17 protein-coding genes are annotated in these 19,031 nt (G+C 74.3%); 11 read left to right on the forward strand and 6 right to left on the reverse strand.

Going from position 1 to position 19,031, the window contains the following annotated elements:
- Positions 1-102 precede the first annotated feature (102 nt).
- The 7 genes from O7612_RS27670 to O7612_RS27700 are packed head-to-tail and all read left to right on the forward strand — an operon-like array spanning position 103 to position 8,666.
- A complete protein-coding gene (locus tag O7612_RS27670; RefSeq protein WP_282268726.1) occupies positions 103-1,290 on the forward strand; it encodes a hypothetical protein in 1,188 nt (395 codons plus the stop codon).
- Entirely contained in the window at positions 1,277-4,063 is a 2,787-nt protein-coding gene (locus O7612_RS27675; RefSeq protein WP_282268728.1) for a nitrate- and nitrite sensing domain-containing protein, read from the forward strand. The genes O7612_RS27670 and O7612_RS27675 overlap by 14 nt, the downstream gene beginning before the upstream one ends.
- Positions 4,060-4,530, forward strand: a complete 471-nt coding sequence (locus O7612_RS27680; RefSeq protein ID WP_067305308.1) for a roadblock/LC7 domain-containing protein — start codon at positions 4,060-4,062, stop codon at positions 4,528-4,530. The genes O7612_RS27675 and O7612_RS27680 overlap by 4 nt, the downstream gene beginning before the upstream one ends.
- Entirely contained in the window at positions 4,527-4,991 is a 465-nt protein-coding gene (locus O7612_RS27685) for a DUF742 domain-containing protein (protein ID WP_282268730.1), read from the forward strand. The genes O7612_RS27680 and O7612_RS27685 overlap by 4 nt, the downstream gene beginning before the upstream one ends.
- Positions 4,969-5,730, forward strand: a complete 762-nt coding sequence (locus O7612_RS27690) for an ATP/GTP-binding protein (protein WP_282268732.1) — start codon at positions 4,969-4,971, stop codon at positions 5,728-5,730. Before O7612_RS27685 ends, O7612_RS27690 begins: the two co-directional genes overlap by 23 nt.
- Before the next feature lie 44 nt (positions 5,731-5,774).
- Positions 5,775-6,269, forward strand: coding sequence for a hypothetical protein (locus O7612_RS27695; RefSeq protein WP_282268733.1), 495 nt, complete (start codon positions 5,775-5,777; stop codon positions 6,267-6,269).
- A 36-nt stretch (positions 6,270-6,305) separates the two neighbouring features.
- Positions 6,306-8,666, forward strand: coding sequence for an AAA family ATPase (locus tag O7612_RS27700; protein WP_282268734.1), 2,361 nt, complete (start codon positions 6,306-6,308; stop codon positions 8,664-8,666).
- A gap of 430 nt (positions 8,667-9,096) precedes the next feature.
- Here the strand turns inward: O7612_RS27700 and O7612_RS27705 are convergent, their stop codons facing one another.
- The 5 genes from O7612_RS27705 to O7612_RS27725 all read right to left on the reverse strand — a co-directional run bounded on the left by O7612_RS27705 (position 9,097) and on the right by O7612_RS27725 (position 13,474).
- Entirely contained in the window at positions 9,097-9,609 is a 513-nt protein-coding gene (locus O7612_RS27705) for a GNAT family N-acetyltransferase (protein ID WP_282268736.1), read from the reverse strand.
- A 278-nt stretch (positions 9,610-9,887) separates the two neighbouring features.
- Positions 9,888-10,376, reverse strand: a complete 489-nt coding sequence (locus O7612_RS27710) for a DUF3263 domain-containing protein (protein ID WP_282268737.1) — start codon at positions 10,374-10,376, stop codon at positions 9,888-9,890.
- A gap of 173 nt (positions 10,377-10,549) precedes the next feature.
- Complete coding sequence (locus O7612_RS27715) at positions 10,550-11,563, reverse strand: ABC transporter permease subunit (RefSeq protein WP_282268738.1); 1,014 nt, start codon at positions 11,561-11,563, stop codon at positions 10,550-10,552.
- The gene (locus O7612_RS27720) at positions 11,560-12,570 is read right to left on the reverse strand and encodes an ATP-binding cassette domain-containing protein (protein ID WP_282268739.1); all 1,011 of its coding nucleotides are present in this window, start codon (positions 12,568-12,570) and stop codon (positions 11,560-11,562) included. The genes O7612_RS27715 and O7612_RS27720 overlap by 4 nt, the downstream gene beginning before the upstream one ends.
- A gap of 118 nt (positions 12,571-12,688) precedes the next feature.
- Positions 12,689-13,474: a DeoR/GlpR family DNA-binding transcription regulator gene (locus O7612_RS27725; RefSeq protein WP_282268740.1), complete on the reverse strand. Its 786-nt coding sequence runs from the start codon at positions 13,472-13,474 to the stop codon at positions 12,689-12,691.
- Positions 13,475-13,674: 200 nt separating this feature from the next.
- On the opposite strand from O7612_RS27725, the gene O7612_RS27730 reads away from it, so the two are divergent.
- From O7612_RS27730 to nagA, 3 genes are read left to right on the forward strand one after another with little or no spacing between them, the layout of a single operon-like run.
- Positions 13,675-14,604 (forward strand): sugar isomerase, encoded by a 930-nt coding sequence (locus O7612_RS27730; RefSeq protein ID WP_282268741.1) that lies wholly within the window; start codon positions 13,675-13,677, stop codon positions 14,602-14,604.
- Positions 14,601-15,554, forward strand: a complete 954-nt coding sequence (locus O7612_RS27735) for an ROK family protein (protein WP_282268743.1) — start codon at positions 14,601-14,603, stop codon at positions 15,552-15,554. The genes O7612_RS27730 and O7612_RS27735 overlap by 4 nt, the downstream gene beginning before the upstream one ends.
- A complete protein-coding gene (gene nagA, locus O7612_RS27740) occupies positions 15,551-16,660 on the forward strand; it encodes an N-acetylglucosamine-6-phosphate deacetylase (RefSeq protein WP_282268745.1) in 1,110 nt (369 codons plus the stop codon). The genes O7612_RS27735 and nagA overlap by 4 nt, the downstream gene beginning before the upstream one ends.
- 136 nt (positions 16,661-16,796) lie before the next feature.
- Here nagA and O7612_RS27745 read toward each other — a convergent pair whose 3' ends face one another.
- A complete protein-coding gene (locus O7612_RS27745) occupies positions 16,797-18,005 on the reverse strand; it encodes a DUF4032 domain-containing protein (protein ID WP_067304856.1) in 1,209 nt (402 codons plus the stop codon).
- 202 nt (positions 18,006-18,207) lie between these two features.
- Between O7612_RS27745 and O7612_RS27750 the strand changes: the two genes are divergently transcribed.
- Positions 18,208-18,978, forward strand: a complete 771-nt coding sequence (locus tag O7612_RS27750; RefSeq protein WP_282268751.1) for a phosphatase PAP2 family protein — start codon at positions 18,208-18,210, stop codon at positions 18,976-18,978.
- Positions 18,979-19,031: the final 53 nt, after the last annotated feature.

Genomic DNA, 19,031 nt, shown 5'->3' on the forward strand with positions numbered 1-19,031 from the left:
CTCCGGCCAGGCATCGACCTTCGATTAGGTTCCGGTCCGACGCACGGGACCGAAGTTTCCCGCCATTCCCGAACCCCTGCGCCGCCGCCGGAGGAGACAACCATGACCGTTCCCGCCTCGCGGGTCCGTCGACGGCCCAGGACACCGGGCCGCCTGTTGCCGCTGCTACTCGCCACCGCGCTGCTGCTGCCGGTGGCGTTCCTCGTCGTACGGGGCCACCGGCTGGTGGACGCCGACCGCGAGCTGGCCGCACGGGAACGCCTCGGCGTCGAGTACCTGCGCGCCCTCGGCCCGGTCACCGAGGCACTGGTGGACGCGCAGACCGCCGCCGTCGCCGGCCGACCGGTCTCCCGGGACGCCCTGGACCGGGCGGTGGAGCAGGCCGCGGCGGTCGACAACCGGATCGGCGGCGAGCTGCGCAGCACCGAACGGTGGGCCGGGCTCCGGGCGAAACTGGAGGGCCTGCCCAGCCGGTCGCTCACCGACCCGGAGGCGGCCTTCACCGCGTACGGCGAGGTCACCGACCTGCTGCTCGCGCTGCACGGCAAGGTGCGGGAGACCTCCGGCCTGATCCGCGACCCGGGTTCCGACTCGTACTTCCTCCAGGACGGCGTCGGCGAGGAGATGCCCGAGGCGATGGTCGCCACCGGACGGCTGGTCGACCTGGCCGTCCTGGCCCAGCGGCGACCCGCCGCCGCACAGGCCCGCACCGTGGGGGAACTGGCCGCCCTCCGGTTCGCCGCCCTGCAACCCGCGGGCGACCTGGTCGGCGACCTCCAGACGGTGGTCGACACCTCGGAGAGCGCCGCGATCGGCGCGGAGGTGCTCACCCCGCTGGACAACTACCAGCGGGCGGTCGAGGCGCTGGCCGCGCTGTCCCGGCCCACCGGCCGCACCCAGGAGCTGGACCTGACCAGGCTCGCCGGTGCGCGCACCCAGGCCCAGACCGCGGTCCGGGAACTCCAGCCGGTCATCCTCGACGAGTTGGACCGGGTACTCCGGCAGCGGATCGACCAGCTCGACCGTGACGGCCTGCTGATCCTCGGTGCCGGCGGGCTGGCCGGGCTGCTCCTGGTCGCGTTCGCCGCCAGCGGCTGGCTGTCCCGCCGGAGTGACACCCCGGGCGGTCGGGGGACCGCCCCGGGCGGGCCGACCGAAGCGACCGAGGCCGTCCCGTGGGAGCCACAAGCCCGGCCCGATCGCCGACCGGACGCGGCGGTCCCGGTGCTCCAGCCGGCGGGCCAGAGCGCCGGACCCGAGCGGTGGAGGCCCTTCGATGCTGCTCGGTAGGCTGCGGATCCGGGGCAAGCTGGCCCTGCTGGTCCTGGTCCCCCTGCTCTGCATGACCGGGCTCACGGTGCCGGTGGTCTGGGACCGGGCGACCGTGGCCCAGCGGGCCGGCGACCTCGCCGACCGGGTCCGGATCGCCAGCCGGGTCGGCACGATCCTCCAACACCTCCAGCAGGAACGCCTGCTCGCCATCGGTCTGCTGCTCGGCCAGGTCGGGCGCACCGACCTGGTGCAGAAGATCGCCGAGGTGGACGACCGGGTCGCCGACCTGCGCGCCGACGCCGGGGACGACCTGCCGGCAGAGGTCGACACCGCCCTCGACGGGGTACGGCAACTGGCCGCCCTCCGCACGGCCGCGGTGGCCGGGCAGACCGGTCCGGACCAGGTCATGGCCGGGTACGGGCCGGTGAACACCACCCTGATCGACTCGCTCCGGCTGCGGCTCAACGCCGACACCCGTACCCCCGCCGGGCGGCAGGTGCTGGCCCTGGACGGTCTGCTGCGCACCGGCGAGAGCCTCAGCACCGGCGCCACCCTGATCGTGCTGGTCGCCGCCCGACCCAACGCCCAGACCGTCACCGCCTACGTGGCCAACTTCGCCGTCCTCTCCGAGGAGAGCGCCCGGCTCCAGGCCCTGGTCACCCCCGAACAGCTCGACCTGCTCACCCTCGAGGAAGTCGCGGTGGCCAACCGCACCGGCCCGGACTTCATCAACCAGAGCGCGCTGGACCCGACCACGGCGCTCGGCTCGCTGGACGTGGCGACCCTCTTCCCCACCGTCTCCTCGATGATCACCCTGGGTCAGTTCGTGGAGAAGAAACTGGCCGCCGACGTCACCGCCGAGGTGCGCGCCGACCGGCAGGGTGCGCTCGCCGGGGCGTACTGGGTGACGTTGCTGATCGTGACGATCCTGATCGCGGTCATCCTGCTCACCGTGGCCGTCGGCCGGGCGGTGGCCCGGCCGCTCACCCGGCTCACCCGCTCCGCCGACCGGGTCGCCCGGGTCGCCGAGTCCGAGCTGGTCCGGGTCGCCGACGACGAGGCGGAAACCACCCCACCGGTACGCCTCGACCCCGTCGACGTGGGTGCCCGGGACGAGATCGGCGACCTGGCCCGCGCCTTCGAACGGGTGCAGAGCACAGCCGCCCGGCTGGTGGAACGGCAGGTGGCGAGCCGGCGCAACGTGGCCCAGATGTTCGGCCACGTCGGCCGGCGTACCCAGAACCTGGTCGGCCGGCAGATCGCCCTGATCGACCGGCTGGAGCAGCAGGAGACCGAACCGGGCCGGCTGGAGCACCTGTACCGGCTCGACCACATCTCCAGCCGGTTGCGCCGCAACGCGGGCAGCCTGGTGGTGCTCTCCGGCGCGACTGGCGACGACGCGCACGTGGCACCGGTCCCGGTGGCCGACGTGGTCCGGCTGGCACTCGGCGAGATCGAGGACTACACCCGGGTGGACGTACAGGTCCCACCCGAGGTGGTCGCCGTCCCGGCGATCATCGGCGACCTGGTGCTGGCCCTGGCCGAGCTGATGGAGAACGCCACCATCTTCTCCCCGCCGCACACCCGGGTCGTCGTGGCCGGCGAACCGACCGACGACGGCGCGCGGCTGGCCGTGATCGACCAGGGCATCGGCATGAGCGCGCAGCGGCTGGCCGAGGAGAACGCCCGGTTCACCCGCCGGGAACGGCTGGACCTGGCCCCGTCCGAGGTGCTCGGGCTCTTCGTGGTGGGCCGGCTGGCCCGTCGGCACGGCTGGACGGTGGAACTCGCCGCGACCCCCGGCGGCGGGGTGACCGCCACCCTGACCCTCCCCGGCTCCGCCCTGGTCCAGGCCACGAGCGGCCGGCACGGCGCACCCGTCCCCCGCGCCGCGCTGCCGTCGCGGGACCGGCCCGGAACCACCGCCCCCGCCGTACTCCCGTCGCGGGACCGGCCCGGGGTCGGCATCCCGGTCAGGACGGGCGAACCCGACAGCCCCCTGCGGACCGGTCGGACACCGGTCACGGTCGACGCCGGCCCGGGCCGGCCGCTGGTCGACGCCGGCCCGGGCCGGCCGCTGGTGGACGCCGGCCCGGCCCGGCCCCTGGTCGGTCCTGCGGCGTTGCCCGGGTTCGACCCGACGCTGGTCGGCAAGGCGACCCGGAGCATGGCGGCCACCGGCCCCTGGGACGCCTTCGGCACCGTACCCGCCGCGCCGGAGCCGAGCCTGCCGGACGGTCTTCCGGTCCGGCCCGTCGGGCAGCCGGCCGACGCGCCCGTCCTGCCGGCCCGGGGAACCGCCACGGTGGCCCCGGTCGACGCGGACCCGAGCCGGCCGGCCGCCCCGCCGGCCGACACCGTCCCGGCCGGCCGGGCCGCCCCGCCGACCGCCACCGCCCCGGCCGCTCCCCCGGCCCCGCTGACCGGTATCCGGCAGCGGGTACCCGGCGCGAGCCTGCCCCGCACCGCCCCGGTCCTCGGCCCGGTGGACGCCACCCACGCGGACCCGGCCGCCGCCCGTGCCCTCGTCGAGCAGTTCCAGTCCGGGGTACAACGGGCCGAACAGGCCGCACCGGCCGTCGACCACCCCGCCGAACCGGCGACGCCCCGACTGACCCGGCGGATCCCGGGTGCCAACCTGACCGTCTCACCACCCCGGCAACCACCCAGCCAGCACCCGGGAGATCCGGGCGAGGTCCGCGATCTCATCAACGCGTTCGAGACGGGCGTCGCCCGTGCTCTGCGCGAAGTCCGCACCGACCGCCGCACTGAAGAAGGAACGACACGGTGACCAGCCCGCACGTACACGAGAACGTCGACTACCAGAACCACCCGGCCGGTGATCTCAGCCCGGAGGCGCGCACCTTCAACTGGCTGTTGGACTCGTTCACCTCCAGCACGGCCGGTGTCCTGGAGGCCATCGCGGTCTCCTCCGACGGGCTGCTGATGGCCATGTCGTCGATCAAGGACCGGTCCAACGCGGAACGCCTCGCCGCCGTCGTCTCCGGCATGACCAGCCTGGCCGGCGGCGCGGCGAGCTGGTACGCCCTCGGCGGGCTCAACCGGGTGATCGTGGACATGGCCGACGGCTACCTGCTGATCACCGCCATCAGCAGCGGTTCGGTGCTCGGCGTGATCGCCGACCGGTCGGCCAACCTGGGCACCGTCGCGTACGAGATGACGCTCTTCGCCGGGCGGGCCGGCGGCGCGCTGACACCCCGACTGATCGCCGAGCTGAAGAACGCCGTTCAGCAATGACCCGGGACGCCGCCGGCGAGGAGTCGGAACCCGAACCGTCGGTCCGGGTCCGCCCCTACCTGCGGACCCCGCCGGGGGGCGGGACGGCGACGCCCGCTCCCGAGCCGGAGACCGACCGGCCGACCAGTCCCCGCCCGTTCGTGCTGACGGCCGGGCGGGTGGCCGGCGCGGACCCGGCGATCGGCCTGGAGACCCAGGTCACCGCCCGGCCGGAGCCGGGCCGGGCGGCCGTCGTGGCCCTGCTCGCACCCGAGTTGCAGGCGATCGTCGCCCTGTGCGGCGAACCGATCTCGGTCGCGGAGATCTCCGCCCGGATGCGGCTGCAACTCGGTGTGACCCGGGTGCTGGTCGGTGACCTGCGGGCCGCCGGCCACCTCGACGTGCACGTCGGCGCCGTCGACGACGCATTTGACCCCGACCTCATCCTGCGAGTGATTGATGGACTCCGTGCGATCTCCTGAATGGCCGGTCGCCCCGCTCGGCGGGCTCGCCGCGAACAGCGCCTCCACCCGTTACGGCCAACCGGTGGCCGGCCCGCCGACCCCGGGTCAGCACCCGCCCGTGCCACCGCCGTACCGGCCGCCGGCGGTCCCGGCGACCACCGCACCGGTCCCCACCACCCGGACCGGCCCGGCCGCCGCCCCGCCCATCCCGGTCAAACTCCTCATCGCCGGTGGTTTCGGAGTGGGCAAGACGACCACGGTCGGGGCGATCTCCGAGATCGCCCCGCTGACCACCGAGGCCGAGATGACCAGCGCCGGCATCGGGGTGGACGATCCCGGCCTGGGCAGCGCCAAGACCACCACCACGGTGGCGATGGACTTCGGCTGCGTCACCATCGACCGGAGCCTGAAGCTGTACCTGTTCGGCACGCCCGGTCAGCACCGCTTCGGCTTCATGTGGGACGACCTGGCCCGGGGGGCGCTCGGCGCGCTGGTGGTGGTGGACAGCTCCCGGCTGGACGACTGCTACCCGGCGATCGACTTCTTCGAGCGGGCCGGCCTGCCCTTCGTGGTCGGGGTGAACACCTTCGACGGCCGGCTCACCCACGAGCTGGGGGCGATCCGGTGGGCGCTGGCGATCGGCGACCACGTGCCGCTGGTGCAGTTCGACGCCCGCGACCGGCTGTCGGTGCGGGACGCCCTGCTGGTCGTCCTGGACCGGGCGCTGGACCGGGCGGTGCGGGAGAAGGGCGTCTGAACCGATCGGCGCCCGGGACCGTTCCATCGGAGAGGGGGGACGTGATGAGGGGTGGTCTGGACGAGACACTGGCCCGACTGGCACGCCGTGAGGAGGCCCGTCGTCGCCGGACGGTCGACCAGGGCGCGGAGGTCGACGACGGCACGCCGACCGTGGCCTTCGAGGCCACCGGCCCGGCGGCTCCGGCACCCGGGGGGTCGGTGGCCGTGCCGGCCGACGTCGACCCGGTGGAGGCGGTGGCCGAGGCGGTCCGCCGGGTCGTCGCCGGGTGGCCGGGCCTGTCGGTGGGGCTGCGGGTGGAGTACGCCGGGCGGACGTACCCGTTGCGTGTCGAGCGCGCGGACACCACCGCCGGGCGGACCGGGGCCGCGGTACGGGCCGCCCCCGAACCTCCGGCCGCACCGCCGCCGGCCTGGCCCCCGGCGAGCAGGACGCCACCGGCCTGGACGCCGGCCCGGGAGATGCCCGGCGTCGACCCGGCGGCCCGGCTGGCCGAGCTGATCCGACGCGACCCGACGCTGCTCGACAACAACGACTGACGGGTGTCGGCGGCAACGGGCGGCTACTGTCGGGCGATGCCCGCACCGGACCTCACCCTGACCGCCAGCCTGCGCCCGGCCGCACTGGACGCCCGACGCGGCATCGTCCGGCTGCACCCGGAGGTGCTGACCGCCCTGGCGCTGCGCCCCGGTGACCCGGTGCGGCTGGCCGGGCGACGGGTCACCGCCGGGATCGTCGCGCCCGCCGAGCCGACCGCCAGCGTCGCGCTGCTCTACGCCGACGACCTCACGCTGGGTAATCTCGGGGTCCGCGACGGTGGCCAGGTGACGGTCGGACCGGTCCCGCTGACCCCGGCCCGACGGGTGACCCTGACCGGCCCGGTGCCGGTGCTCGCCGCGGTCTCCCCGGAGATGCTCCGGCTCGCCCTGCTCGGCAAGGTGGTCACCGAGGGGGACGACGTCTCCCTGCTCCCCCAGGACGTCCTCCCCGACGCGTCGGTACGCGGCCTGGTCGAGGCCGCCCGACGCAGCCTCGCCAACACCGTCGGGTACGCCTGGACGAGCACCCTGCTCACCGTGGTCGCCGCCGAGCCGGCCACCGGTGCCCTGGTGACCATGGACACGGTGGTCGGCTGGGAACACGGCCAGGTCACCCACGGCTCCTCCGGCCCGGCCCGGCCCCACCGGGGGACGACCGCTGGTGCCGACGGTCCCCGGTCCGGCGACCGGAGCACCGACGCCCCGACGCCGGGGACCTCGACGGATCCGGGTCGGGTGGAAGGTGACCCGCCGGCCACCGGTGCCGCCGTGGCACAGGTGGCTGTTGACGACGACCACGGTGCCGGAGCGGACGGCGGACCCACGGACGACGATGTACCGCACGTGGACGAGCTGCCCGGGTTGCGCGGCCAGGCCGAGGAGCTGACCGAGCTGCTGGACCTGGGCTTCCACCACCGCGAGGTGCTGGGCCGGCTGGGCACCACGGTCTCGCTCGGCGTGCTGCTCAGCGGCCCGGCCGGCTCGGGCAAGTCGGCGCTGGTGCGGGCGGTGGCCAAGGCGGTCGGTGCCCGGGTACGCCCGCTGTGGGCGCCGGAACTCGCCGCGCTGACCAACGACGCGGCGGCCCGGCGGCTCCGCGAGGCCGCCGCCGGGCTGGCCGACGGCGGGCCGGCGGTGCTGCTGGTGACCGACGTGGAGGCGCTGGCCCCGGCCGAGGACGCCGGGCCGCTGGCCACCGTGTTCCGGCAGGTGGTCGCCGGGGCCGTCCGGTCGGGTACGGCGGTGGTGTGCACCACCTCGCGCCCGGAGTCGGTCGACCCGGGGTTACGCGCACCCGACCTGCTGTCGTTAAGGATCACGGTGCCGCTGCCCGATCCGGCGCTGCGCCGCGAGCAGTTGACCGTGCTGACCCGGCAGGTGCCGCTGGCCCCGGACGTCCGGCTGGACGAGGTGGCCGGCCGTACCCCCGGGTTCGTCGCCGCCGACCTGGCCGCGCTGGTCCGGGAGGCCGGGGTACGGGCGGCCCTGCGGCAGAAGACGGCCGAACGGCCGACCGTGGCGATGGCCGACTTCTCGGCGGCGCTGGAGGTGGTCCGGCCGACCACGATGGCGGCCTCCACCCTGGAGTTGGCCACGGTCACCCTCGACGACGTGGGCGGTCTCGGTGAGGTGAAGCAGACCCTCACCGAGTCGGTGCTCTGGCCGCTGACCTACCCGGACACCTTCGCCCGGCTCGGGGTGCAGCCGCCCCGGGGGGTACTGCTGTACGGGCCGCCGGGGTGCGGCAAGACCTACCTGGTGACCGCCCTGGCCGGGACCGGGCGGGCGAACGTGCTGTCGGTGAAGGGCGCCGAACTGCTCTCCAAGTGGGTGGGCGAGAGCGAACGGGCGGTCCGGGAACTGTTCCGCCGGGCCCGCGAGGCAGCGCCGACACTGGTGTTCCTCGACGAGATGGACGCGCTGGCCCCGGTGCGCGGCCAGGCCACCGACGGCGGCACCACCGACCGGGTGGTCGCCGCCCTGCTGACCGAGTTGGACGGGGTGGAGGCGCTACGCAACGTGGTGGTGATCGGCGCGACCAACCGACCGGACCTGGTCGACCCGGCGCTGCTGCGCCCCGGCCGGCTGGAGCGGCTGGTGTACGTGCCACCGCCGGACGGCCCGGCCCGCACGGAGATCCTGCGCGCCGCGTCCCGCGCCGTGCCACTCGCCGAGGATGTGGACCTGTCGGCCCTCGGTGAGGAGCTGACCGGCTTCTCGGCGGCGGACTGCGCGGCGCTGGTGCGGGAGGCGGCGCTGGCCGCGATGCGGGAGTCCCTGTCCGCCGCCACGGTCACCGCCGCCCACGTCGCCACCGCCCGCCGCCGTGTCCGCCCGTCCCTGGACCCCACGCAGGTCACCTGGCTCGCCGCGTACGCCGACAAGCACGCGGGCTGACCAGCACGGGGTCGGGCTGACCAGCACGTGTTCCAGGGCGGGAGGCGACAGGTCCACCGCTGGGCGGGCGACGTCGCTGCCGGTCGGCAGAACCAGCGGGGTGATCGTGAGTCGCCGGGAGCAGGGGACTCGGCCGGCCCGTCCGGCGTGTCGGCGCGGATCAGTAGTCAGGCAGTGAGCGTTATGCCTGAGGAGCATAAACATGACTGCTCGGCATACCACTCATCGCGGGAAGTACAGATTTTCGCGACACGCCGGCCCGCCCACATGCCCGCGCCGCGACCGCCACTGACGCCGCCCGCACCGCATCCGCCGCCGCCGCGCTGACCCACCCCGTCACGCTGACGCACACCACTCCTTCAAAGGTGGCAGGCGACGAGTGTGCCGGACAGACCAGGTGCGACGATCACCCTGACGGGGTCGGAGCGGATCAGGCGACGGCGGGTGGGGTCGCGTCGAGGGAGATCTCCGCGTGCACTTTTCCGTCCTCTTCGCGTAGTTTCGCGCCGCAGTTGCGGAGCACCGAGACGGCGCCCACGTTGTCGGGGGTGGTCTCCGCGACGACGGAGTGCATACCGGCTGCGGCGGCGGTGTTCAGCAGTTCCCGCAGGGCCGCGGCGCCGAGCCCTTGTCCCCGGGCCGACCGGCCGAGCCACATGCCCGTCTCCACCACGCCGGGGGCGTCACAGCGGGTCATCCTGACCATGCCGACCACCTCGCCCCCGACACACACAGCGAACATCAGCGTGCGGGTCGGGCCGTCCAGACCCTCGAAGCTGGCCCGGTGGAACTCCCGGAACGCCTCCCGGCGGGCGTGCGACCAGCCGGCGGGGGCCTCCACCGGGGGCATGACGTCACTCGGCTCCGCCTCAGCCGCCGCTACGGAGAGCAACGACTCCAGGTTCGCCTCGTCCACCGGCTCCAGCCGTACCGTGCCTGCCACGTGCCGCAGTCTGCCGCCCGCACCGACGGCCGTCCACCCCTTTGGGCGGCGACTGGCGGTCTGGCCGGAGGTCTCGGCCGCTCGGCCCGGAATCGCCATGGTGCCGGCCGCGGGCTCAAGCAACCGGCCACGTCAGTGGAGGCCCGGACAGCCAGGCGAGCGTCAGCGGAGGGGTCGGGGACAGCAGGCGACGTCAGTAGCGGGGCCGGGGACAGCAGGCGACGTCAGTAGTGGGGTCGGGGACAAACCAGGACGGCGGCAGCCGGCTCGGGAGACGCTCAGCGACGCCGGTTGCGGGCGCGGGAGGCGCGCAGGCGACGGAGCCGGCCGATCAGCAGCGGCTCGGCGGCCAACGCGGCGGGGCGGTCCAGTAGACCGTTGAGTAGCTGGTAGTAGCGGGTCGCCGAGAGCCCGAAGGTGTCCCGAACGGCCTGTTCCTTGGCCCCGGCGTGCCGCCACCACTGCTGTTCGAAGGCGAGGATCCGTCGTTCCCGTTCGGTCAGCTCGTCGGCACCGGCCGGGGCCGCCCGCTCACCGGTCGGCTCGTCATCCCGGGCCACCCGCCTACCGGTCCGCTCGTCGTCCGGGGCCGATCGGGGCGACGGCACCTGCTGCGGCGCGGCGGGCGGCTCCGGCGACGCCTCGGACCGGGACGGGACCTCGGACCGGGACGGCTCGACATCGGCCGACGGCATGGCCGCCGTAGTCGGCGGCACGTCGGCGGGCGGCTCGGCACTGGCGGGCGGCATGGCGTCGGCGGGCGGCATGGCGCTCCTCGGCAGGGTGGACGACCGGGCGGACCGGACGGGGAAACCCAGCTTAACCAGGGTGGGCGACGCTTCGGCCGGACGACCGCCGGCCGCCACGGACGACGCACGGCGGGTCCGGCTCGACCGTCGGTCGAGCCGGACCCGCCGCATCCGGTGCCGGGTGGGCCGGCTCAGGTGATGTCGCGTCGACGCATCAACCAGAACGCGGCAGCCACCACCACCACGGTGCCGAGGCCGAAGACCAACGCCGAGTCCTGCCAGGTCACCAGCATCTCCTTCGGCGTGCACTCGCCCTGGACGAGCTCGCAGGAACGGTAGTCGATCAGCGTCCACTGCTTCTGGAACCAGGCCAGCGCGTAGGTGGAGAGCACCCAACGGTCCCCGAACCGGACCCCGGCGATGCTCGTGGCGATCCGGATGCCGATCTCGCTGATCACCCCGAGACCGACGGCGACGCCGAGCGCCATCGAGGTGTGCCGGCCCAGGGAGGCGAGCGCAAAGGCCACCCCGCCGACGGCGAGGATGAGCGCCAGCGCCCGCAGGCCGCTGATCCCGGTGGACTGCCAGACCCCGGAGGTGACCTTCGCGGTGGTCCCCCGGTAGGTGCCGATCAGCCAGAAGGCCAGCGTCCACAGTGCGCCGAGCACCACGGTCACCCCGGTCAGCACGGTCGTCACGGCGGCCAGCTTGGTACCGAGCACGGCGAGCCGTTTCGGCCGCCACAGCAGCAGGTTCATCATCCCGCCGCTGCTCCACTCGGCACCCACGAAGGACGCGCCGATCAGGAAGGCGAAGAGCGCCACCGCCCCGGCGAAGACGGCGATGAAGACCTCGAACTCGGCCCGGAAGTCGAACTGGTAGGGCAGGTTCCACTTCGGGTCGAACATCTCCGCGGTGGGCTGCCAGTCCCGACCGCAGTTCGGGCCGTACCGGTCCTCGGTCTGCTCACCGCGGGCCTTGGCCGCGTCGCACTCGGCGATCGAACGCTCCCAGTCCCGGACCGCCTGCCGGAAGTTCGCGTCCGACTCGGCCTGGGCCTCGGCGATCACGGCCGGGGAGAGCTTGTGGCTGGAGAATCCGAAGGCGGTGACGATCCCGGCCAGGCCCAGCACCAGCAGCACCAGCATGACCCGGGTGAGCCGACGTTTGGTCAGCCGACGCAGTTCGGTGACGTACAGGCTCATGCGCCCCACCCTCCCGTGGTGCCGCCGGTGCGACCCGGCTCGCCGACCTTCAAGGACTCGTCGACCTGGCGGTGCTGGCCGGGGACCGGCGCGGTGGCGGTGATCTCCAGGAAGACGCTCTCCAGGTCCACCGAGACCGGGGCCAGCTCACTGACGTACAGGTGCTGTTCGGCCAGCAGCCGGCTGACCGCGGCCGGCTTGTCGACGCCGGCCAGCATCAGGTGGTCGGGGTGCCGGGTGACCGCGATCCCGGCCCGGCCGAGCAGGTCGGCCGCGGCGGCGAGGTCCTCGGCGGCGTCCAGCCGTACCCGTACCCCGCCGTGCGAGTGCTGGGCGAGCACCTGCTCCACCGGGCCGGCGGCGACCCGACGGCCCAGCGAGATGATGGTGACCTCGTCGCAGATGAGCTGGATCTCGCCGAGGATGTGGCTGGAGAGCACCACCGTCATCCCGGATTCGGCGAGGGTGCGCATCAGGGTGCGCATCTCCCGGATGCCGCCCGGGTCGAGGCCGTTGGCCGGCTCGTCCAGGATGAGCAGCTTCGGGTTCTTGAGCAGGGCGGACGCGACGGCGAGCCGCTGCTTCATGCCGAGCGAGTACGTCTTGACCCGCTCACCGGCCCGGTCCCGCAGCCCGACCAGCTCCAGCACCTCGTCGACCCGGACGGCGGGCACGTCGCCGGCCCCGGCCAGCAGGGACAGCGTGTCCCGGGCGGAGAAGTGCGGGAAGAACTGCGGGCTCTCCACGATCGCGCCGACCTGACCGGCGACGGTGGGCAGCGCGGCGGGCACCTCCTGACCGAGTATCGCCATCCGTCCGCCGTCCGGCCGGATCAGCCCGAGCAGGGTGCGCAGCGTGGTGGTCTTCCCCGACCCGTTGGGGCCGAGGAAGCCGTGCACCTGACCGGCCTCCACCCGCATGTCGAAGCCGTCCAGCGCGTTGCGGACCCCACGCCGGCGGCTCTTGTACGTCTTACGTAGACCTTCGATCTCCAGGACAGCCGACAAGCTGCGCCTCCCCCGATGGTGGCTGATGACAGCGGTCACCATACTCGGTATACCCAGGAGGGCAATACCCGGTATGCATCGGCGCGCGATTACTACCGACGGTGCACCGGAGGGTCACTCAGGCGCAGATGACGGCCACTCCGGCGGCACGGAACGCATCGACCAGTCCGGGGGCCGCCCCGGAGTCGGTCACCAGGGTCTCCACCCGCTCCACCGGGCAGATCCGGGCGAACGCGTGACCGCCGAGCTTCGACGAGTCCGCGATGATCACGACCCGCTTGGCCCGTGCCACCATCAGGTTGTTCATGGCCGCCTCCCCCTCGTGATGGGCGGCGGCACCCAACTGGGGATCGAGCGCGTCCACACCCAACAGGGCGACGTCCAGGGTGACCTCACGCAGCAGCGCCCCGCCGAGCGGCCCGACCAGCTCGAACGACTTCGGCCGTACCACACCCCCGGCGACGACCACCTTCATCCGGGAGCGGACCAGCAGCTCGTTGGCGATGTTCAGGGCGTTGGTGACCACGGTGAGCTGGGCACCCTCGGCGTTGGTGTTCAGATCCGGCCGGACAGCCAGCGCCCGGGCCACCTCGGTGCTGGTGGTGCCGCCGTTGAGGCCGACCACGGTGCCCGGGGAGACGAGCGCGGCGGCGGCCGCGCCGATCCGCTGCTTCTCCGCCGAGTGCTTGGCCGTCTTGTACCGCAGCGGCAGGTCGTACGAGACGCCGTTGGCGACCGCGCCACCCCGGGTACGGGTGATCATCTGCTGCTGGGCGAGCTGGTCGAAGTCGCGTCGGATGGTGGCCTGGGAGACGTCCAGCCGGTCGGCGGCCTCCTCGACGCTGACCCGGCCACTGCCGGTGAGCATCTCGAGCAGAGCGTTCCACCTGGCGTACCGGTCCACGAGGGGCCTCCGATGACTCTGCCCGAACGGTGATTGATGGCGTGCACAGTAGTGCGCGAAACTGACGGTGCGCAAAACCCTGCTCTGCGCGATCCGGGGGCAGGTTGCCACACGCACCCCGTTTCGCGCAGAATAACGCGCGAAAGACGGTGGTAATGAGCCGTATTGCGCACCTCCCTCCCCTGTGCGAGGAGTTCCCCATGGCGTACGTCGACGCGGAGATCGCCAGCCAGCCCGACTGCTGGCGGGAGGCGGCCCGGCTGTCCGGCACCGTCGCCACCGTCCTCCCCCGGCCCGGCGAGCGGGTCGCCGTCGTCGGCTGCGGCACCTCGTGGTTCATGGCCACGGCGTACGCCGGGCTGCGCGAGCGGGCCGGCCACGGCGAGACCGACGCCTTCCAGGCCAGCGAGTTCCCCCTCGACCGCCGCTACGACCGGCTGATCGCGGTCACCCGCTCCGGCACCACCACCGAGGTCCTCGACCTGCTCGCCGCGCTGCACGGCCGGACACCCACCACCGTCCTGGTCGGTGACCCCGGCTCGCCCGCCGTCACGTACGCCGACACGGCCGTGCCGATGCCCTTCGCCGACGAGCGCTCGGTGGTGCAGACCCGGTTCGCCACCAGCGCCCTCGCCCTGCTCCGCGCCCACCTCAGCGACAACGTCGAGGCGCTGGCCGCCGACGCCGAGGTGGCCGTGCGGGCCCCGCTGCCGCTCGACCCGGCCCGCGTCGACCAGGCCACCTTCCTCGGTCGCGGCTGGACGGTCGGGCTGGCCCAGGAGGCCGCGCTGAAGTGCCGCGAGGCGGCCACCTTCTGGGCCGAGGCGTACCCGGCGATGGACTACCGGCACGGTCCCATCTCGATCGCCGCGCCCGGCCGGCTGGTCTGGGCGTTCGGGGAGCTGCCCGACGGCCTGCCCGAGGACGTGGCGGCCACCGGGGCGGCGTTCGTGCACAGCCGGCACCACGGAGGCCACACCGTGCTGGGCAGTTGGGCCGCCGGCCGCACCCCGCTCGACCCGATGGCCGACCTGATCCTGGCCCAGCGCTTCGCGGTGGCCCTGGCGACCAGCCGTGGCCTCGACCCGGACGCGCCCCGGCACCTGACCCGTTCCGTGGTGCTGGCATGACCGACGGGCCGGGCGACGGCGAACGTCTCGTCGTCGCGCTGGACGTCGGCGGCACCGGGATGAAGTGCGCCCTGGTCCACCCGGACGGCCGGGTGGCGCACGCCGAACGCCACCCGACCGACGCCGGGCGCGGCCCGGACGCCGTGGTGGAGACCGTCCTGGCGGTCGCCGGGGGCCTGGCCGACCGGGCGCGTGCCGCCGGATCGACCCCGGTGGCCTGTGGCGTCGCCGTGCCCGGGGTGGTCGACGAGGCCGCCGGGGTGGCGGTCTGGTCGGCGAACGTCGGCTTCCGGGACGTACCGCTGCGGGACCTGGTGGCGGCGCGGCTCGGACTGCCGGCGGTGCTCGGCCACGACGTGCGGGTGGGCGGGATCGCCGAGGCCCGGCTCGGCGCCGGCCGGGACGCCCGGCACGTGCTCTTCGTCGCGATCGGCACCGGCATCGCCGCCGCCCACGTGGTCGCCGGCTCGGCCGCCGTCGGCGCGCACGGCGCGGCCGGCGAGATCGGCCACATCCTGGTACGCCCCGACGGGCCACGCTGCGGCTGCGGCCGACCCGGCTGCCTGGAGGCCCTCTCGTCCGCCTCGGCCGTCGCCCGCCGCTACACCGCGCTCGCCGACCCGTCCGGGGTCGACCCGGCGGTGAGCGCCGCCGAGGTGGCCGGTCGGGCGGCGGCCGGTGAGGAGCTGGCCCGTCGGGTGTGGCGGGAGGCGGTCGAGGCGCTGGCCGACGGGCTCGCCACCGGGCAGGCGCTGTTCGACGTGGACACCATGGTGATCGGCGGCGGCCTGGCCCGGGCCGGCGAGCAACTGCTCGGCCCGCTCCGGGCCGCCCTGCACGAACGGATGACCTTCCATCGCCAGCCGCGCCTGGTCGCGGCGGCCATGGGCGACGAGGCCGGTTGCCTCGGTGCGGCCCTGCTCGCCCTCGACAGTCTGGAGAGACGATGACCCAGCGGGTGACCGGCAAGGTGGTGACCCCGACCGGCGTGATCCGGCAGGGGTGCGTGGAACTGGACGGCGAGCGGATCACCGCCGTCGCCGAGTACCCCGCCAAGCGCGACGGGCACTGGATCGTGCCGGGCTTCGTGGACATGCACACCCACGGCGGGGGCGGCCACACCTTCACCACCGGCGACGCCGCCGCCGCCCGGGAGGCCGCCGCGTTCCACCTGCGCCACGGCACCACCACCCTGCTGGCCAGCCTGGTCAGCTCCCCGTTCGACCTGATGCGTACGGCGACCGCCGCGTTCGCGCCGCTGGTCCGCGAGGGCGTGCTGGCCGGTGTCCACTTCGAGGGGCCGTACCTGTCGGCGGCCCGGTGCGGCGCGCAGAACCCGGAGTTCCTCCGCGACCCGTCCACCGACGAACTGGGCCGGCTCGTCGCCGACGGCGGCGGGACGGTACGCATGGTCACCCTGGCCCCCGAGCGCCCGGGCGCGCTGGACGCCATCAAGCTGCTCACCTCGCACGGGGTGGTGGTCGCCGTCGGCCACACCGACGCCACCTGGGAGCAGACCCGGGCCGCCGTCTCGGCGGGAGCGAGCGTCGGCACCCACCTGTTCAACGGGATGCGCCCGCTGCACCACCGCGAGCCCGGCCCGGTGGTGGCCCTGCTGGAGGCCCCGAACGTGGTCTGTGAGCTGGTCGCCGACGGGGTGCACCTGCACGACGGGATGCTCACCTTCGTCACCGCCGTGGCCGGTCCGGAACGGGTCGCGCTGGTCACCGACGCGATGGCCGCCGCCGGCATGCCCGACGGTGACTACGAGCTGGGCGGTCAGCCGGTCACCGTGGCCGACGGGGTGGCCCGGTTGGCCGGGAACGGGGCGATCGCCGGCAGCACCCTCACCATGGACGCGGCGCTGCGGCACGCCGTCACCGCCGGCGTCCCGATCACCGACGCGGTACGGATGGTCGCCACCACCCCGGCCCGGGCCATCGGCCTCGGCGACCGGGTCGGGGCGCTCCAGACCGGCCGCCGCGCCGACCTGGTGGTGCTCGACGACGAGCTGACCGTGGTCCGGGTCATGCGCGCCGGCACCTGGCTCGACTGACACCCGTCCCGGCTGACCCGTCCCGCCCGGCCCGGAGTTCCGCCCACCGGCCGGGAGTCCCCGCCCGGCCGGTGGGGACGGGTCAGCCGGTGGGGACGGGTCAGCCGGTGGGGACGGGTCAGCCGGTGGGGACGGGTCAGCCGGTGGGGACCTCGACGCCCAGCACCGCCTGCTCGTCGGGGCGGTGCACCAGCACCTCGGACAGGTAGGACTGCACCGCCGGCCCCATCCCCACGTCCCGGCGGGCACGCTCGGAGAGCAGCCACTTGTGCTCGATGATCTGCGCGAAGATCTCCTGCGGTTCCAGCTTGTGCCGCAGGTGGGCGGGGACCGCCCGGACGACCGGCTCGAAGACCTCGGTCAGCCAGCGGTGGGCCGCCTGCTGCTCGTCGGTCAGGTCGCTCTCCACCCGGTAGGCGTCCAGGTCGTTGAGGAGCCGGCGGGCCTGGTTCTCCTCGGCGTCCAGGCCGGTGAGCCGGATCAGCCGCCGGGTGTGGTAGCCGGCGTCGACGACCTTGGGACGCACCAGGTAACGCCCGTCGTCGACCGTCGACAGGGCCACCTCGGCCACGTCGAAGCCCAGCTCGTTGAGGCGACGGATCCGGCCCTCGATGTCGTGCCGGGCCTCCCGCTCGACCTGCTGCTCGTAGGTGATCTCGTGCCAGAGCCGTTCGTAGCGCTGCACGACCTCCTCGCAGACCACCTCCGGGTCGATCGACTCGTGCAGCAGCCCGGCCGCCTGGAGGTCCAGCGCCTCGCCGAAGATGTTGACCCGGGCGATCTCCAGGTCCTCCCCGCGCTGCCCGTTGGACAGCGAACGGTGCAGCGCGCCGGTCTCGGCGTCGACCAGGTAGGCGGCGAACGCCCCGGCGTCCCGCCGGAACAGCGTGTTGGACAGCGAGCAGTCGCCCCAGAAGAAGCCGGTCAGGTGCATCCGGACCAGCAGCACGGCGAGGGCGTCGAGCAGCCGGCCCATCGTCTCCGGACGCAGCGTGCGGGAGAACAGCGCCCGGTAGGGCAGCGAGAACTGGAGGTGCCGGGTGATCAGTACCGGGTCCAGCGGGGTGCCGTCGTCGGCCTGCCGGTCGGCCACGATCGCGATCGCCTCCACCGACGGGAAGTCGATCCGTTCCAGCGCCCGCAGCAGGTCGTACTCGCGTTCGGCGACCCGTTCCCCGGTCTCCTTGACGGCGTACACGTAGTCACCGAGGCGGACGAACCGGACGATGTGCCGGGAGATGCCCTGCGGCAACGCCACCAGGTGCCGGGCAGGCCACTGCTCCAGCGGGGTCGACCAGGGAAGGTCGAGCAGCGCCGGGTCGACGAGGGCAGAGGTGATCCGCACGGGGACAAGTGTGCCGGCTGCTCCCCCGCGTGCGCCCCCCTTCGTGGTTCGACACACATCGACCGGGGCCGCGCCACCACCCGCCCGGGGGCCGCGCCACCGGCCCCCGCCGGCCACGCCACCGACGCCTGCGGGCCACGCCAGGGCCGGCCGCGCCCCTCGCCACCACGGCCCCCATGGTCGGCCGGGGTAGCGTGATCGCGTGCGACAGACCACCACGACGGTACGCCGCCGGGTACGGCTCAGGCCGGTCCACCCGGCCGGCTGGTGGTACGACCTGCTGCTGCTCACCGCCCTGGTCGGCCTGACCGTGGCCCTCGCCACCGGCCACCTGTTCGGCGTCGACCGGGCGGTCGTCGACTGGGCGGACGCGCACCGGCCGACCGCGGCGTACTGGATCGCCCGGGTGCTCAACCTGCTCGGCCAGGGCAGCCCGCTGACCCTGTTGGCCGCCGCCCTGGGGGTGCTGCTGGCCGTCCGGCTCCGCTCGGTGCGTCCGCTGCTGCCCCCGGTGGTCGCCTTCGGGCTCACCCTGCTGACCATCGGCCCGCTCAAGGTGTGGACGGCCCGCCCGGCCCCCACCGCCAGCGTCAAGGAGCCGTTCCTGCCGCCGGAGCGGACCCTGCCGCTGTTCCAGCACGACCTGCCGGTCGGCTACGCCCAGTCGTACCCGTCGGGGCACGTGGCCAACGCGATCGTCTGGTACGGGGTGCTCGCCCTGCTGCTCGCCCCGCTGCTGCGCACCGTCGGCCGACGGATGCCCCGGCCGCTGGTCACCGCCGTCCGGGTGGTGCCGCCGCTGGTGGTCCTCGGCACCACCACCTACCTGGGCTGGCACTGGTTGACCGACTCGGTGGCCGGGCTGCTGCTGGGCCTGCTGCTGGACCGGCTGCTGCGCCGCGTCCCCTGGGACGACCTGCCGTTGCCGGCCCGGCTGCACGGCCGGGACCGCCCGTTCACCTCCGACGCCTAGCCGGGCCGCGCCCACCCTGCCCTGGGCCGGCTGTCCGCTTTCCGCCTTCCTGG

The organism is Micromonospora sp. WMMD987, assembly GCF_029581435.1.
Taxonomy (GTDB): domain Bacteria; phylum Actinomycetota; class Actinomycetes; order Mycobacteriales; family Micromonosporaceae; genus Micromonospora; species Micromonospora rifamycinica.